The sequence below is a fragment of the Streptomyces sp. NPDC060366 genome (assembly GCF_042725135.1).
Classification (GTDB): domain Bacteria; phylum Actinomycetota; class Actinomycetes; order Streptomycetales; family Streptomycetaceae; genus Streptomyces.
In genome coordinates, this window is the sequence record NZ_JBHXDC010000004.1 from 57,924 (window position 1) to 73,667 (window position 15,744).

The following is a 15,744-nucleotide window of genomic DNA, read 5'->3' on the forward strand; positions in this document are numbered from 1 at the left end:
TAGAGCAGAAAGCCGCATTGCCCCTAAACAGCCGGAAGCCCGGTATCGCCGCACGTCAGCCATGATCCCAAGCATGGCCCCGGCCCGGCGGTGCCGCAGGAAAGGACCGATATCCGTGGCGCAACGCGTAGTGGTCACGCTCTCCGACGACATCGACGGCGGGGAAGCGGCGGAAACGGTCACGTTCGGCCTCGACGGGAAGTCGTACGAGATCGACCTCAATCCCGCCAATGCAAAGAAACTGCGCAAGGCCCTGGCCCCCTACCTCACGGCGGGCCGGCGCCAGACCCACGCCGGAAAGAACCGTAAGTCGTACCGGCACACGGCCCTCGCGCCGGACCCGGCGGCCGTCCGCGCCTGGGCGCTCTCGCACCGGATGGAGGTGCCGGCCCGCGGCCGGATCCCCAAGCGGGTCTACGAGGCGTTCCGCGAGGCGAGTTGAGGAAGCGTCCGGTCCGGGACGCGCGGCCGGGCTCGCCGGGGAACGGAGTTGCACAGCACCCCCGGCGATCGGCTAGAGTCTGGAGCACGCCGAAGGGCAAGGCCGAAAAGCCGAACCCCACGCAGCGTGCGGGTGTAGTTCAGTAGTAGAACGCCCCCTTTCCAAGGGGGAGGCGCAGTGTGCGATTCCTGTCACCCGCTCTGCATCACATCGAAGCTTGTTGTTGGTGAACGATGCACTGCGGACGTAGCTCAGTTGGTAGAGCGCAACCTTGCCAAGGTTGAGGTCGCCAGTTCGAACCTGGTCGTCCGCTCCGTATCGAAGGCCCCGGTCACTTGTGACCGGGGCCTTCGTCGTGCCCGGCCCCCAGCGATGACATTTGTCATGAGCAGTGGTGACAGCGCGCACTGAACCCGGGCCCGATCCACCGGAAGTCTTGTACCCATGACAACGACTCGGGGAGACAACGCGGTACGGACCACGGATGTGGACTGGAACGTCATCGAGGTGGACCGGCTCCGGCGCACCTACGCCGGAGGGTTCCAGGCGGTGAACGAGATCTCGTTCACCGTCGGCGAGGGGGAGGTCTTCGCACTGCTCGGCACCAACGGGGCGGGCAAGACCTCCACCGTGGAGATGCTGGAGGGCCTCGCCCGCCCCAGCGGGGGCACGGTGCGGGTGCTCGGACACGACCCGTACACCGACAGGGCCGCGGTACGGCCGCGGACCGGGGTGATGCTCCAGGAGGGCGGCTTCCCGACCGATCTGACGGTCAAGGAGACCGTACGGATGTGGTCGGGCTGCACGAGCGGGGCCCGGCCCGTCGACGAGGCGCTGGGCCTCGTCGGGATGGGCAAGCGCGCCGGTGTGCGGGTCAAGCAGTTGTCCGGCGGCGAGCGGCGGCGCCTCGATCTGGCGCTCGCGCTGCTCGGGCGGCCCGAGGTGCTCTTCCTCGACGAGCCGACGACCGGCCTCGACGCCGAGGGCCGCCGTGACACCTGGGACCTGGTGGCGGCGCTGCGCGACGGAGGGACGACCGTGCTGCTGACCACCCACTATCTGGAGGAGGCCGAGTCCCTCGCGGACCGGCTGGCGATCATGCACGGAGGCCGGATCGAGGTGGCGGGAACACCGGCGGAGGTGACCGCGACCAGGCCGGCCCGGATCCGGTTCAGGCTGCCCGACGGGGTGGCGCCGGGGCAGCTGCCGCTCACGCTGCGGGCGGCGGCGGACGGTCCGCACATCGAGATCCGCACCCAGGAACTCCAGCGGGACCTCGCCGAACTGCTGCGCTGGGCCGAGGAATTGGGCGTACATCTGGCGGGGCTCGACGCCCGGTCCGCCTCGCTCGAAGAGGCGTTCCTCGACATCGCGGCACAGCGCACGGCAGCCGGGACCCCCGGTGTGGGTACGGGCGACAACAAGGGAACGGGGGTCGCCGCATGAGCGCGACAGTCACACAGAAGCGGGAGACGGCCGCCGACGGCGGGACGACGACCAGGGCGGGACGGCTGGGCGCGCTCGCGCGAGCCGAGCTGACGCTGCTGATCCGCAACAGGACGACGCTCTTCGTGGCGCTGTTCGTGCCCATCGGACTCATCGCCTCGGTCCAGGTCTCGCTGAAGGACGTCGATCTGGAAGACACCGGGATGAGCGTGCTGGAGATCGCTCTGACCGGCGGCATCGGCATGGTGCTGCTGATGGTCGTGTACTCGAACCTCACCTCCGCGTTCACGGCCAGGCGCGAGGAACTGGTGCTCAAGCGGCTCCGTACGGGCGAGGTCTCCGATCCGGAGATCCTCGCCGGGACCGCGCTCCCCGCCGCCGCGCTGGCGCTCGCGCAGTGTGTGCTGCTGGTCGCGGTCGGGGTCGCGTTCCTCGACGTGAGCGCCCCGCAGCGGCCCGAGCTGCTGGTGCTGGGCGTGCTGGTGGGTATCGGGCTGCTGGCGGCGCTGGCCGCGGCCACGGCGTCGTACACCCGTACCGTGGAGAGCGCGCAGATCACCACGATGCCGGTGTTCCTGCTCTCGGTGGTCGGATCGGGCCTGTTCATGCCGCTGGAGGCGCTGCCCGACAACGTCGCCTCGGTGTGCGAGCTGCTGCCGATGACCGGGATCGTGACCCTGGTGCGGGCGGGCTGGCTGGGCGACGCCGCGACCGGCGACCTGGTCACGGCGGGACTGAATGCTCTGGCCTGGTCGGTGCTGGCGGTGTTTGCTGTGAAGCGCTGGTTCCGCTGGGAGCCGCGGCGCTGAGCGGAAGGCGCGACGGACGGACGACGCGCCGGCGGACGCCGAGCGCGCGTCCGTACATCGGAGAGCACGCCGACACGGGCGGGAGCGGGAAGGACGGCATGACGAGGGTGACGGGCAGGGCGCGACCGTGGGCCGGGAAGAGCAAACCCGCCAAGGTGGAGATCTACACCCGCTGGTCCTTCCATCTCTTCATGGTCGGCGAGCTGGTGGTCCTGGTGATGGGCACCTTGGCACGCGCCGACTCACCGATCGGCGGCTGGTTCCTGCTGCTCGGCTGTGCCCACGCGCTCGCGGCCGGCGCCTACGTCTCGTACGCCCTCGACTGGGCGCTCGGCAGGCGGGCCCGGCCGACCCGTCTGATGGCCGCGACGGCCGTGCTCTCCGCCGTCGGTTCCGTGGCGACCATGGCTCTCATCGCCGCGAACCCGTTGAGCAAGGGTGACATCCAGAGCCTGTCCTACGTGCTGGTCGCCTTCGCCGGGTTCGGCGTCGGCTCGCTGGTCGTCGGCGTCCGGCGGGTGAAGACCATGCTGCTGCTGGTGCTGGCCTTCATCGTGCTCGTGGCACTGTCCGGGCTGGTGTTCGGCATGGAGCCCGGTGCCCTCTTCGGTGCCGCGCTCGGCGTGCTGATCTCGGGACTGGCCCTGACCTTCACCACCGGCTTCTCGGTCTGGCTGGTCAAGGCGGTATGGGATCTGGACAGCGCCCGTGAACTCCAGGCCCGGCTTGCCGTCGCCGAGGAGCGGCTGCGTTTCGGGCGGGACCTGCACGATGTGATGGGGCGCAATCTGGCGGTGATAGCGCTCAAGAGCGAACTCGCCGTGGAGCTGGCGCAGCGCGGCGGCACGGAGCAGGCCGCCGCGCAGATGTCCGAGGTGCAGCGGATCGCGCGGGAGTCGCAGCGCGAGGTGCGGGCGGTCGTGCGGGGATACCGGGAGGTGGATCTGCACACCGAACTGGAAGGCGCGCGGGGCGTGTTGCGGGCCGCGGGGATCGGTTTCCGGCTGGAGGGCGCGGATACGGGGAACGGTACGGACAGGGTGGGCGGCGGTTCCGGCGGCGCTTCCGTTGGCGGTGCGGGCCTGGCGGCCGACGTGCAGTCCGCCCTCGGGTGGGTGGTCCGCGAGGCCGCCACGAACGTGCTGCGGCACGGGGACGCGCGGCAGTGCACGGTGAGGCTGACGGTACGGGAGGGGTGCGACGCGGTGCTGGTCGTGGAGAACGACGGGCTGCCGGACCAGGCGGCCCTGGCACGGGCGGGCGCGGACGGTCCGCCCCGGCCTGCGGGGGCCGGGCTCGCGGGGTTGCGCGAGCGGCTGGCCACGCTGGGCGGCACGCTCGACGCGGGCCCGGTGGACGGCACGCACTTCCGGCTCACGGCCCGGGTGCCGCTGGCGGCGGCGCCGACCGAGAGCAGGAAGACCACCGAGACCAAAGAGACCGCTGAGATCGCTGAGGCGACCGGGACGGCTGGGACGGCCAAGGCGGCCGGGGCGGCCGGGGCGAGCGAGGTGACCGCGTGAGTCAGGCGCCACCGCCCGTCCCCGCGTCGGTCACTCCCGTACGCATCCTGCTCGCCGACGACGAGCATCTGATCCGGGGCGCGTTCGCCGCGCTGCTCGGGCTGGAGGAGGATCTGACCGTCGTCGCCGAGGCCGCCTCCGGGCCCGAGGCGCTGGCGATGGCCCTGGCACACCGCCCGGACGTCGCCGTCCTCGACCTCCAGATGCCGGGCGCCGACGGTGTGAAGGTCGCCACATCCCTGCGTACCGAACTGCCCGGCTGCCGGACGATGATCGTCACCAGCCACGGCCGGCCCGGCCATCTCAAGCGGGCCCTGGCGGCGGGGGTGCGCGGCTTCGTACCGAAGACCGTCAGTGCCCGGCAGCTGGCCGAGATCATCCGTACCGTGCACGCCGGAAACCGGCACGTGGACCCGGAGTTGGCCGCCGACGCGATCTCGGCCGGCGACTCGCCGCTGACCGCGCGCGAGGCCGAGGTGCTGGAGCTGGCCGCCGACGGGGCGCCGATCGCCGACATCGCGGCATGGGCCTCACTGTCGCAGGGCACCGTACGGAACTACCTGTCGTCGGCCGCGTCCAAACTGGGGGCTTCGAGCCGGCACACGGCGGTGCGTCTCGCCCGCGAGCGAGGTTGGGTATAGTGGGCTTCGCGCCACGGCGCACGCGGACGTAGCTCAGTTGGTAGAGCGCAACCTTGCCAAGGTTGAGGTCGCCAGTTCGAACCTGGTCGTCCGCTCAGCACAAGAACCCCCGGCCGGATCACCGGCCGGGGGTTCTTCGCTGTCCCGGTGCCGCGAGCTACCAGCGCGAGCCGGTGAGGAGTTCGTACGCCTCCAGATACTTGGCGCGCGTCGCGTCCACGATCTCCTGGGGCAGCTCCGGCGGCGGCTGCTCGCTCGCGCGGTCCCAGCCGGAGACGGGCGACGTCAGCCAGTCCCGTACGTACTGCTTGTCGTACGACGGCTGCGCGTGGCCCGGCTCCCAGGTCGCCGCAGGCCAGAAGCGCGAGGAGTCCGGGGTCAGCACCTCGTCGGCGAGCACCAGCCGGTCGTCGGTGTCGAAGCCGAACTCGAACTTCGTGTCGGCCAGGATGATGCCCCGGTCGCGGGCGATGTCGCGGGCGCGGCCGTAGACGTCGAGCGTCGTACGGCGCAGCAGCGCGGCGGTCTCCGCGCCGACCTGGCGGGCGACCTCCTCGTACGACACGTTCTCGTCGTGGTCGCCGACGGCCGCCTTGGTGGCGGGGGTGAAGATCGGCGCCGGCAGCTCGGAGCCGTCGACCAGGCCCTCGGGGAGGGCGAGTCCGCAGACGGTGCGGGTCTGCTCGTACTCGGCGAGGCCGGAGCCGGTGAGATAGCCGCGGGCGACGCACTCGACCGGGGTCATCCGCAGCGGCTCGCAGATGAGTGTGCGGCCGGCCCAGTCTGCGGGGGCACCGTCCGGGAGGTCGGTGGAGATGACATGGCTCGGCGCGAGATCGGTGAACTTGTCGAACCACCAGAGCGAGAGCTGGGTCAGGACCCGGCCCTTGTCGGGAATTTCGGTGGGCAGGACCCAGTCGTACGCGGAGATGCGGTCGCTGGCGACCATGACGAGATCGCCCGTCTCGTTCCGGTACAGGTCGCGCACCTTGCCGGTGTGCAGATGCACCAGGCCCGGGACCTGAAGCGGCTCGGGCTTTTCTACGAATCCGGACACGGTTCCTCGTTCCTCGCCGCGGGTGCTTTCCGGTTCCGATTCTCCCGTACGCGGGGAGCGGTGCGTGCGTGGGGGCACGGCGCCCGGTCGGCCCAGGCCGACGCGCGGGCCGGGCCCAGCCTGTCTCACCGGCCTCGGCCGCGTTCAGTCCCGCTTGCAGATGCGGTCGAGGAGATTCGCGGTCGCCCGCTGGACGCGCGGGTCGACATGGCCGGGGCGGTCCAGGGCGGGTGACCAGGCGAAGGTCCCCGAGGCGAAGACGAGGGCGCCGGAGGGCGCCCGGTAGAGCGAAGTCTCCTGATGGCGAAGGGCGTTGTCGCCGTCCCGGTAGGGCGAGTGGGCGAGCAGCATCCGTTCGTCGTGCTCGGGCAGCGCCGTACGCGGGAAGTATCGGTCGGCCTCACCGGCGACCAGGCCCGGGATCTCGTCGCCCTCGGAGGCGCCGGTGGCTTCCCAGAACCAGTGCTCCGCGTTCCGTACGACCATCGGGTGGGGCTCGGGGACCCGCCCGACGTACTGGATGCCGAGCAGTTGCTGCTCCGGCTTGTCCACCTCCCGCCAGAGGGCCGGGCGGCCGGGGCCGTGGCGCTTGCGGCAGGTGAGGAGCCGGTCGGGGACGCCGGAGGCGGACGGGCCCAACTCGACCTGCCAGTACATGGTGTTGGCGGAGAGGAAGACCAGCGACGTGCCGTGCTCGCGCGCCCGCTCGACGGTGCGGCGCATGGGGAGCGACCAGTACTCGTCGTGGCCGGGGAAGACCAGCCCCCGGTAGCGGGTCGGGTCGATCCTGCCGGCGTGCAGATCGCGGGCGTCGGCGTAGGCGATGTCGTAGCCGTAGCGCTCGGCCCAGCGGATGAAGTCGTACGCGTGGCCCACGTGGATGGGCAGGCCGGCGCCCGCGTACGGACGGTCGAAGGAGACGGTGATCGCCGCGTCCTCCTCGCCGAGGAGCCGGCCCCGCTCGTCCCAGGCGTGGTAGAGGCTGGCGCCGAGATGGCCGTCCTCCGGGTAGAGGTTGTACGCCTGCCAGGTGATGTCGGGGAGCAGCAGGAGCAGGTCGGCGGGGTGGCTGTCGCGGACCGTGAAGGGGATGTGGGAGCGGTAGCCGTCGGTGGTGGTGAGGACGGCGACGTACGCGCCGAGCGACCAGTACGACGGGATCTGGAGGCGCCAGGAGAGCCACCAGTGGTGGCAGGAGACCGTGCGCTCGGCGGCGAGCGGGGCGGGCTGGACGATGCCGGAGAGACGGGGGCTGGTGGTGATCTTGCGGGCGCCCTCGCCGCCGTAGTGCCCGATCCGGTAGACGTCCACGGAGAACGGCTGGGGCGGGTCGACGGTGACATGGAAGTCGATCGACTCGCCGGGCGCGGCGGCGCCGGTGGAGGCGAAGCCCTTGATCTGGCGGTGAACGTCGTCGGCGGTACGGGTGCCGCCGCGGTCGCGCCCGAGCGTCGGGTCCGCGTACCAGGGGACGACCTGGCCCCTGTCGTCGAAGTAGGTCTCGCTGCCGCGCAGCCAGGGCACCGGTCCCTGGCCGAAGGGGTCTGAGACGGCGTGGGCGAGCGCGCCCGACTCCCACCGTCGGATGTGATCGGCGCACATTGGCGCGCCCCTCCCTGGAATCCCCGTCCGGGTCTTGGTGGTTGGTCGACTGCCGGTGGGCGGACCGCCGTTGGGGCGGGCCGTGGCAGCGTCGGTCTCCAGCACATCACATAACGCACGCGCTCCGTCACCGTTCGTCGCGAATGGAAGTGAACGGAACACCCGGATTCGGATGGTGGGTTGGGTGGGTCGTGGCGCTCACCGGGCGGTTCGCCGGATCCTCGCCGGGCGGTGCGCAAGGCCCTTGCCGGGCGGTTCGCGGTGGTTCGCGGTGGTTCGCGGGTGGTCCGCCTGGCGGGTCGTGGCGCCTTCGGCGTGTCCGCGCCGGGCGTTTCGTCCGGGTGGTGGTGAGCGAATTCACACCAGACGGACCGGTTTCTCCGACCGTACGCCCGTCGAGGCCAGCCATGTCCGCAGCGGCTCCACGTCGCCGTCCTCCACCAGGCTCAGCACCCCGCCCGCCAGGTCCGTGCGGCGTTTGCCGCCCATCAGGAGGGCCGGGCCGTCGAGCCAGTCGAGACCCGGGGCCGCACCCGCCGTGTCCACGGCCGCGCAGCAGACCATCGCCGTGACGTGGTCGGCGAGCAGTTCGCGGCCCGTACGCGGCGGCATGAGCGGGAGCAGCGGGAGCGGGTCCGTGCCACGGAACGCCAGGGCGTCCCCTGCGGTGTCCGAGGCGGGGGCGGGCGCCGGGACGGACGGCACGGCCTCGGCCTCCTCGCGCGCCACCTCGGCGCTGATCCCGGCGGCCAGGGCGTCGCCCGCCTCCTCGCCCCGTCCGGCGAGATGGTCCATGACCCGGTCCAGTGTGGGGCCGAGCACGCGGGCGGCCGAGAGGTCGGCCGCGGACTCGCCCGGCCGCGCCGACGGACGTACGCCCATGTCGTCCAGGACGCGGTGCAGCCGGGCCGCTTCCGTACGCCACTTACGGTCGACGACCTCTTCCGGATACTGCTGCCAGTCGACCGGGGACCAGTCGGGGCCGGACGCTGCCGGGCCGCCGTGGAAGAGGCGCGCGGCCAGCAGGGACGCGGCCTCGTCGACCGCGCCGGGCTCCTCGAGCAGATCGCAGGCGGGCCGCTCGCCGAGCCGGGAGGTGAAGCCGTCGGCCAGCCGGTCGCGCCGCGAGAGCTCGGTCAGCGCCGATACGACTCCGACGTCGAGCCGCGACGGCCAGCGGCCCATCCGCCAGGCGGGCAGTGCGACACGGGTCAGCAGCCGGTCCCAGCCCGCGTAGGCGAGGCCGACCTGCTCCTGGGCGACGATCCGCAGGCCGTAGTCCACACCCTGTGCGCGCTCGGACGCGGCGGAGGCGACACCGCGCTCCATCAGCGCGGCGTGCTCGCCGCAGGCGCGCAGCATCAGGCGGGCGATCCTGCTCACGACGCCGAGCGCGGCCCGGCGTATCAGCCCGAGGCCCGGGCGGCCGGAGAGCGCCACCGCGGCGTCGAGGCCCCGCACGAGGCGACGGGCGGCCGCTATGTCGGGGTGCGACGCCGGGCCCGTACCGGCCACGACCGGGGCCAGCACGGCGCGCAGCTCGGCGACCCGCATCCACCACAGGAAAGGGGAGCCGATCACGAGGACGGGTGCGGCGGGGACGCGGTGGCGGCCGGCGCCGGCGCCTGTCCTGTTCGGGGAGCCGAGGGCGTGTCCGCTGCCTCTGCCCGTGCCGGTACCGGACGGGCCGGTCGGGGTGTCGACGGGGGCGTGCGCGGGGTGCGTACGGTCTTCCAGCCAGCTGTCGCAGTCGGGGGTCAGAGCTATGGCTGAGGGCGCGGGCACGTCCAGCCGCTCGGCCAGGTCCCGCACCAGCCGATACAGGTCGGGGGCGGACCGCTCGGCGATCTCCACGGTGGGGCTGAGGGCGGGTCTGGCCCTGGTGATCACGACGGCGACGGCCGCCGCGCAGAGCAGCACGACCACGGCGAGACTCGTCACGGCCCAGCGCGCCGCGTCCCAACTCCCGCCGGTCAGACGGCCCGTGGCACCGCCCGCGAGCAGGACGACCGCAGCCGCGGCGGGCAGCAGCGCGACGGCCATGGCCCTGCCGCGCACGCGCAGCACAGCGACAGCCCTGGACCTGGCGCCCTGTGCGCCGATCTCCTCACCGACACCGGAACCGGACACGTCCGGATCTCACCCCCTCTGCCAGCACTGCGGCGGATTTGCTCACTCCCCCACTGTGGCACCCGCCACTGACATCGCAATGCCGGTGGGCCAAGTGCCCGAACGCTTGCGCCGCACCATAGTTGGGGCCCTGGCGGGGGTCATTCGGATGGGCTAACCGTCACTCGATGGAATGGCTTTGGGCAAAGGTGCTGACGCGCCGGTGTTTTGGGGTGCGGTTTCCGGGACGGGGTGATGAGGAGGACCGGTCTCCGCGACCGGGCGGCGTGACGGGGTGCGGGCGCGGGCGCGGAGGCGGAGGCCGGGTGCCGAGGCGGGTTCCGGTGTCCGTACCGGGGTGCCGAGCCGGGACGGAGACGTCCCGGCCCCGGCCGACCAGGTCAGGCTTCGGCGGCCTCGCGGGCGATGTCCGTACGGTGCTGGGAACCGTCCAGGCGGATCCGGTCCACGGCCGCGTACGCCCGCTCCCGTGCCTGCCCGAGATCCTTGCCGGTCGCTGTGACGGACAGCACCCGGCCACCGGCGCTCAGGACCGTGCTGCCGTCGTCGGCCAGCCGGGTCCCGGCGTGCAGGACGTACGCGTGGGGCGCATCCTGCGCGACGACGTCGGCCAGGCCCTCGATCGGGTCGCCGGTGCGCGGCGTACCGGGGTAGTTGTGCGAGGCCACGACGACCGTGACCGCCGCGTCGTCGCGCCAGACCAGGGACGGCTGATCGGCGAGGCGTTCCTCGGCGGCGGCCAGCAGGACACCGGCGAGCGGGGTCCTCAGCCGGGCCAGGACCACCTGTGTCTCGGGGTCCCCGAAACGGGCGTTGAACTCGATGACCCGCACACCGCGGCCGGTGATCGCCAGGCCCGCGTACAGCAGCCCGGCGAAGGGCGTGCCACGACGGCGCAGTTCGTCGACGGTCGGCTGGAGCACCGTCTCCATGACCTCGTCGACCAGCTTGGGGTCGGCCCACGGGAGCGGCGAGTAGGCGCCCATGCCACCGGTGTTGGGGCCCTCGTCGCCGTCGAGCGCCCGCTTGAAGTCCTGGGCGGGGCGCAGCGGGAGGACGGTGCGGCCGTCGGTGACGGCGAAGAGGGAGACCTCGGGACCGTCGAGGAACTCCTCGATGACGACGCGGCCGCAGGCGAGCGCGTGCTCGCGGGCGGCGGCGATGTCCCCGGTCACGACGACGCCCTTGCCGGCGGCGAGACCGTCGTCCTTGACGACGAAGGGGGCGCCGAATGCGTCGAGGGCCTTGTCGATCTCCTCGGGGGTCGTACAGACGTAACTGCGCCCGGTGGGGACACCGGCCGCGGCCATCACGTCCTTGGCGAAGGCCTTGGAGCCCTCCAGCTGCGCCGCCTCGGCGGACGGGCCGAAGCAGGCGATGCCCGCGTCCCGTACGGCGTCGGCGACCCCGGCGACGAGCGGCGCCTCCGGTCCGACGACGACGAGCCGGGCCTCCAGCTCGGTGGCGAGCCGGGCGACGGCCGCACCGTCCATGGCGTCGACCGGGTGCAGCTGGGCGACTTCGGCGATGCCGGCGTTGCCCGGCGCGCAGTGCAGGGCGGTGACGTCGGGATCGAGGGACAGAGAGCGGCACAGGGCGTGTTCGCGGGCACCGCCGCCGATGACTAGGACCTTCACGGGGGGCAGCCTAGCCGGGACGGGGTCCGTGACCGACCTGACGTCCGGCGGCCGGACGGCGGGCGTGGGGGTGAGACACCCGCGGGCGTGGGGTGAGACACCCGCGGGCGTGGAGGTGAGACACCCGCGGGCATGGAGGTGAGACACCCGCGGGCGTGGAGGTGAGACACCCGCTAGTCGTTCGGATACTCCTCGACGACGGTGGCGCCCAGTTCGCGGACGATCAGGTCGTGCCCGGAGAGCGCGGAGTCGACGAGGTCGGCGTCGTCCTCTTCAGGGGTGTCGTCCTCGGGGGCGACGTGCCGGGGGGCGGCGACGGCCGTGTCCGACGGGCGGCGCTGTTCGGGCGTGGTGGGGCCGGAGGCGTTGGGCGCCGGGGCGGCGGGCGCGTAGGCGCCGGACATCGCTGAGCCCGGGCCCGCCCCGGAGGAGGCGGACTGGGCGGGCGGTGCGGGCCGCTGGGAGGGAGCGGGTGCCTGGGGTCTGGTGCCGCCGTCCCCGCCGCCGAAGCCGCCGGCGCCACCACCTCCCCCTCCGTAGCCTCCGCCGGCTCCTCCGCCGCCGTAACCTCCGCCGCCGCCCGGGCTGTTGCCGCCGCCGGGAGCCGGCGGCTGCGGGGTGCCGCCCGAGGGATCGATGATCGCCTCGATCTTCCACTGCACGTGGAACTGCTCGGAGAGCGCCTGCTTGAGCACTTCCTCGCTGCCGCTGCTCGCGAAGTTGTCACGGGCGCCCGCGTTGAGGAAGCCGAGCTGGAGGGTCGTGCCGTCGAAGCCCGCTACCTGCGCGTTCTGACTGAGCAGGATCCAGGTGAAACGACGGCGGTTCTTCACCGCCTCCAGGATGTCCGGCCACATGTTCCGCACCTGTCCGGCGCCCTGGGCCATGACGGGACCGCCTGCGGGGGCTGCCGGCCGGGCGGACTCGTGCGCCGGCGGGGCCGCCGCCGGAGCGGGCTCGGCGGCCTGCGGGCCACGCCCGGGGGTCGACGCGGTGGGCCACCCGCCGGGCTTGCGGGCGGGCTCGGGAGCGGCCGGGGCGGGCGCGCCGGGCGTCGCCGCACCGGGCCAGGCGCCGGGCCGGCTGCCGCTCGGGGGAGCCGCGTCGGGTGTGGGCTCGGGGGCGGGCGTGGGCGGTGCGGCGGTGGGAGGCGCCGGGGGCGTGGGCGCCGGGCCCGGCGCACCGCCGCCCTGCACGGCGGCCCGCGCCACCGCGGGTCCGCTGCCGGGCGCCACCGTGTGCGCCTCGGGCCCGGGGACGTACCCCATGGCGGGCGCCGGGCCCCCGGTCGAGAACGCCGCCGCCGACGCCCCCCGCTCCAGCCGGTCGAGCCGCGTCTGTACGGACCGCTCGTCGTCGAAGGCCGCGGGCAACAGCACGCGCGCGCAGATCAGTTCGAGCTGGAGCCGGGGCGAGGTGGCGCCCCGCATCTCGGTGAGCCCGGTGTTGACCAGGTCGGCGGCCCGGCTCAGCTCGGCGGCCCCGAAGACCGACGCCTGGTCCTGCATCCGCTGGACCACGTCGTCGGGGGCGTCGATGAGCCCCTTCGTACCGGCGTCCGGAACGGCGGCCAGGATGACCAGGTCCCGCAGCCGCTCCAGCAGGTCGGCGACGAACCGCCGCGGATCGTTGCCGCCCTCGATGACCCGGTCCACGACCTCGAAGGCCGCCGCGCCGTCGCCCGCCGCGAAGGCGTCGATCGCCGAGTCGAGCAGCGAACTGTCCGTATAACCGAGAAGGGACGTCGCCATGGCGTACGTCACACCGTCCTCGGCGGCGCCCGCGAGGAGCTGGTCCATCACGGACATCGAGTCCCGCACGGACCCGGCACCGGCCCGCACGACGAGCGGCAGCACACCGTCGGCGACCGGGATCGCCTCCTTGGCACACACCTCGCCGAGATAGTCCCGCAGCGTCCCGGGCGGCACGAGCCGGAACGGATAGTGGTGCGTACGCGAGCGGATCGTGCCGATGACCTTCTCCGGCTCGGTGGTCGCGAAGATGAACTTGAGATGCTCCGGCGGCTCCTCGACCACCTTCAGCAGGGCGTTGAACCCCGCCGGCGTGACCATGTGCGCCTCGTCGATGATGTAGATCTTGTAACGACTGCCGGCCGGCCCGAAGAAGGCCTTCTCCCGCAGATCACGCGCGTCGTCCACACCACCGTGCGAAGCCGCGTCGATCTCGATGACATCGATCGACCCGGGGCCGGTCCTGGCCAGGTCCTGACAGGACTGGCAGACCCCGCAGGGGGTCGGCGTGGGCCCCTGCTCACAGTTCAGACAGCGCGCGAGGATACGCGCACTGGTGGTCTTCCCACAGCCCCGCGGCCCGCTGAACAGGTACGCGTGATTGACCCGGTTGTTGCGCAGGGCCTGCTGCAGCGGGTCAGTGACATGCTCCTGCCCGATGACCTCGGCGAACGACTCGGGGCGGTAACGGCGGTACAGCGCTAGGGACGACACACCTACGACGATATCGGCCCGCTACGACATCCCACCCCCGCCAACGCGGACGCCCCCCACGTACCCGCCAGAGCCAACCTACCCTTGCTGCCTTCCGGCCCTGGGGGAGTTCAGTCAGATAGCGCCACGTGAGGGGCTGCGCCCAGAGTACCCGATCCCCACCCCCACGAACGAGTTCGCGAGCACCGCTCCCAGTCTTGTATGGTTCGTCGCGGAGGATTCGCCTAGTGGCCTAGGGCGCACGCTTGGAAAGCGTGTTGGGGGCAACCCCTCACGAGTTCGAATCTCGTATCCTCCGCCATTGCTCTCACCGGGCAATACGTTGAAGGGCCCCACCGTTCGCGGTGGGGCCCTTCGGCGTTCGTAGTCTCATCTGCAGTCTCAACGAGACTCTTCGGAACCCTCCGGGCCGGTGTCGTCGGAGTCGTTGGCCACTTCCCAGATGAGTCCTCCGACCCGCTGCGCGACGTCGGCGAGGATGCCGCCTGTCACGTGCTGGTACCGGGCCGCCATCGCCGTGGACGACCAGCCCATGATCTGCATCACGACCCGCTCGGGCACACCGAGGATGAGCAGAACCGTTGCCGCGGTGTGCCGGGCGTCGTGCAAGCGCCCGTCCCGAACCTTCGCGTCGATCAGCAGCCGCTTCCAGGCGTCGTAGTCCGTGCTCGGCACCAGCGGCTCGCCTACGGGAGAGGTGAAGACGAACCCGGACTCTCGCCAGTCCTCCCCCGCGATCGCCCGCTCGCGTGCCTGCTCTCTGCGGTGGAGCTCCAGCAGTCTCACCAGTTCGTCAGGAACACCGATGACGCGTCGGCCGGCGCGCGACTTCGTGTTGGCCGTGTCCTCGTTCTTCCTGACGCGCTTCTTGCAGAACCCCGGCTTCGTGCCGCAGTCGCCGCCGCACCCGTGGAGGTACTTCGGCCTCAGCCTGTTCTTCCTGACGCGCAGGACTCCGCTGCTCGTATCGAGGTCTGCCCACCGCAGCCCGAGCGCTTCCCCCTGCCGGAGCCCCAGAGCGAGCGCGATGGACCAGCGAGCACTATTCCGAAGCTTGGCGGCCCCTGAGAGCAGGCGCTGCACCTCTTCGATGTCGTACGGCTCCACCTCCTCTTCCTCGATCCTCGGCGGGACCGCGAGGGTGGCGACGTTCCGTGTGACGTGGCCGCGGCGCATCGCGTGATTCAACGCGGTACGGATCGTCCGGTGCGCCTGGTGCGCGGTGGCGGGCTTGCTGCCGTTGGCCAGCATTCGGCTGTAGAAGCGCTCCAGGTGTTCGGGCTCCAGCTTGTCCAGCCGGTGAGCCCCGACGCCCGGCACGAGGTGGACCCGTACGGCCACCTCGTATCCGGCGTACGTGTTCTCTCGCACCGATGGCTTGGCGATCTCTTCCACCCAGTGCAGCAGCCAGGCCTTGACGGTCCACGGACGTCCTGGCTTCCGTACCTTGCCTTCGTCCCGCTGCTTCTCCAGAGCGCGAACCTTCTTGATCACCTCCCCTTCGCTGATCTTGCTCATGACGTGGCGCCGGTCCGGCTTGCCGTCGTCACGGATGCCGACGGTCACACGTCCGTGCCAGTAACCGTCGCTGCCGAGATAGATGGATGACGCCCCGTCCGGGCGCTTGGGCCGCTTGGCCATTGGTGCTCCTTACGCCGCGGCGTGGTTGTTGCTGGTCTGCATGTGCTGGTTCAGGTAGTTGATGAGTGCCTGAACGGGGACGCGCCGACTTCGGCCGAACGGGACCGTCTGGACGGCTCCGTCACGGATCAGGCCGTACATCGTGGTCCGGCCGATGCTCAGGCGGCGGGCGGCTTCCTCGACTGTCACGGCGAGGAGGGTGAGATCGAAGTCCTGCGGGTTCTCGTCGTTCTTCAGCAATTCGAGCCGGGGCATGGCACTCCTCGGTGCGGTCATGCGAGCTGGTGTGTGTGGAGTCCGCATTGCTGTGTGTCGCGACTCAAGCGACTCAGGGGCCGTTCCGGGGCGGCG

At 71.9% G+C, this 15,744-nt stretch carries 12 protein-coding genes, 4 tRNA genes and 1 other RNA gene; 9 read left to right on the plus strand and 8 right to left on the minus strand.

Features of this window, described 5'->3' with window-relative positions:
• The first annotated feature begins 115 nt into the window (after positions 1 to 115).
• The 8 genes from ACFWHU_RS12830 to ACFWHU_RS12865 all read left to right on the plus strand — a co-directional run bounded on the left by ACFWHU_RS12830 (position 116) and on the right by ACFWHU_RS12865 (position 4,956).
• Complete coding sequence (locus ACFWHU_RS12830; protein ID WP_187280351.1) at positions 116 to 442, plus strand: Lsr2 family protein; 327 nt, start codon at positions 116 to 118, stop codon at positions 440 to 442.
• 128 nt (positions 443 to 570) lie between these two features.
• Positions 571 to 642 (plus strand) — tRNA-Gly (locus tag ACFWHU_RS12835).
• A gap of 40 nt (positions 643 to 682) precedes the next feature.
• Positions 683 to 755, plus strand: a tRNA-Gly gene (locus ACFWHU_RS12840).
• 131 nt (positions 756 to 886) lie between these two features.
• On the plus strand, positions 887 to 1,888 hold the full coding sequence (locus ACFWHU_RS12845) for an ABC transporter ATP-binding protein (protein ID WP_387224869.1): 1,002 nt from the start codon (positions 887 to 889) through the stop codon (positions 1,886 to 1,888).
• Complete coding sequence (locus ACFWHU_RS12850; protein ID WP_387224870.1) at positions 1,885 to 2,697, plus strand: ABC transporter permease; 813 nt, start codon at positions 1,885 to 1,887, stop codon at positions 2,695 to 2,697. The genes ACFWHU_RS12845 and ACFWHU_RS12850 overlap by 4 nt, the downstream gene beginning before the upstream one ends.
• 98 nt (positions 2,698 to 2,795) lie before the next feature.
• Positions 2,796 to 4,220, plus strand: a complete 1,425-nt coding sequence (locus ACFWHU_RS12855; RefSeq protein WP_387224872.1) for a sensor histidine kinase — start codon at positions 2,796 to 2,798, stop codon at positions 4,218 to 4,220.
• Positions 4,217 to 4,861 carry a response regulator gene (locus tag ACFWHU_RS12860; RefSeq protein WP_385796831.1) on the plus strand — a complete coding sequence of 215 codons (645 nt, stop codon included), beginning with the start codon at positions 4,217 to 4,219 and terminating at the stop codon, positions 4,859 to 4,861. Before ACFWHU_RS12855 ends, ACFWHU_RS12860 begins: the two co-directional genes overlap by 4 nt.
• Positions 4,862 to 4,883: 22 nt before the next feature.
• Positions 4,884 to 4,956: transfer RNA gene (locus tag ACFWHU_RS12865), tRNA-Gly, on the plus strand.
• A gap of 62 nt (positions 4,957 to 5,018) precedes the next feature.
• Here ACFWHU_RS12865 and ACFWHU_RS12870 read toward each other — a convergent pair.
• The 6 genes from ACFWHU_RS12870 to ffs all read right to left on the minus strand — a co-directional run bounded on the left by ACFWHU_RS12870 (position 5,019) and on the right by ffs (position 13,893).
• Positions 5,019 to 5,918 carry a phosphoribosylaminoimidazolesuccinocarboxamide synthase gene (locus tag ACFWHU_RS12870; RefSeq protein WP_385796828.1) on the minus strand — a complete coding sequence of 300 codons (900 nt, stop codon included), beginning with the start codon at positions 5,916 to 5,918 and terminating at the stop codon, positions 5,019 to 5,021.
• Between the two features lie 144 nt (positions 5,919 to 6,062).
• A complete protein-coding gene (locus tag ACFWHU_RS12875; RefSeq protein WP_387224873.1) occupies positions 6,063 to 7,520 on the minus strand; it encodes a N,N-dimethylformamidase beta subunit family domain-containing protein in 1,458 nt (485 codons plus the stop codon).
• Positions 7,521 to 7,877: 357 nt separating this feature from the next.
• On the minus strand, positions 7,878 to 9,650 hold the full coding sequence (locus ACFWHU_RS12880; RefSeq protein ID WP_387224875.1) for a hypothetical protein: 1,773 nt from the start codon (positions 9,648 to 9,650) through the stop codon (positions 7,878 to 7,880).
• 380 nt (positions 9,651 to 10,030) lie between these two features.
• Positions 10,031 to 11,287, minus strand: coding sequence for a phosphoribosylamine--glycine ligase (gene purD / locus ACFWHU_RS12885; RefSeq protein WP_387224876.1), 1,257 nt, complete (start codon positions 11,285 to 11,287; stop codon positions 10,031 to 10,033).
• A gap of 173 nt (positions 11,288 to 11,460) precedes the next feature.
• Entirely contained in the window at positions 11,461 to 13,752 is a 2,292-nt protein-coding gene (locus ACFWHU_RS12890) for a DNA polymerase III subunit gamma and tau (protein WP_387224877.1), read from the minus strand.
• A 44-nt stretch (positions 13,753 to 13,796) separates the two neighbouring features.
• Positions 13,797 to 13,893, minus strand: an RNA gene (gene ffs, locus ACFWHU_RS12895) — signal recognition particle sRNA small type.
• A gap of 72 nt (positions 13,894 to 13,965) precedes the next feature.
• Between ffs and ACFWHU_RS12900 the strand changes: the two genes are divergently transcribed.
• Positions 13,966 to 14,053, plus strand: a tRNA-Ser gene (locus ACFWHU_RS12900).
• Positions 14,054 to 14,133: 80 nt separating this feature from the next.
• On the opposite strand, the gene ACFWHU_RS12905 is transcribed toward ACFWHU_RS12900, so the two are convergent.
• Entirely contained in the window at positions 14,134 to 15,393 is a 1,260-nt protein-coding gene (locus tag ACFWHU_RS12905; protein ID WP_387224878.1) for a tyrosine-type recombinase/integrase, read from the minus strand.
• Positions 15,394 to 15,402: 9 nt separating this feature from the next.
• On the minus strand, positions 15,403 to 15,669 hold the full coding sequence (locus ACFWHU_RS12910; RefSeq protein ID WP_073747230.1) for a helix-turn-helix domain-containing protein: 267 nt from the start codon (positions 15,667 to 15,669) through the stop codon (positions 15,403 to 15,405).
• Positions 15,670 to 15,744: the final 75 nt, after the last annotated feature.

Bases quoted from the DNA above. Each gene is read 5' to 3' on its own strand.
- ACFWHU_RS12845 (WP_387224869.1), top strand. From the start codon at position 887: ATGACAACGACTCGGGGAGACAACGCGGTACGGACCACGGATGTGGAC.
- ACFWHU_RS12850 (WP_387224870.1), top strand. From the start codon at position 1,885: ATGAGCGCGACAGTCACACAGAAGCGGGAGACGGCCGCCGACGGCGGG.
- ACFWHU_RS12855 (WP_387224872.1), top strand. From the start codon at position 2,796: ATGACGAGGGTGACGGGCAGGGCGCGACCGTGGGCCGGGAAGAGCAAA.
- ACFWHU_RS12875 (WP_387224873.1), bottom strand. From the start codon at position 7,520: ATGTGCGCCGATCACATCCGACGGTGGGAGTCGGGCGCGCTCGCCCAC.
- ACFWHU_RS12905 (WP_387224878.1), bottom strand. From the start codon at position 15,393: ATGGCCAAGCGGCCCAAGCGCCCGGACGGGGCGTCATCCATCTATCTC.
- ACFWHU_RS12910 (WP_073747230.1), bottom strand. From the start codon at position 15,669: ATGACCGCACCGAGGAGTGCCATGCCCCGGCTCGAATTGCTGAAGAAC.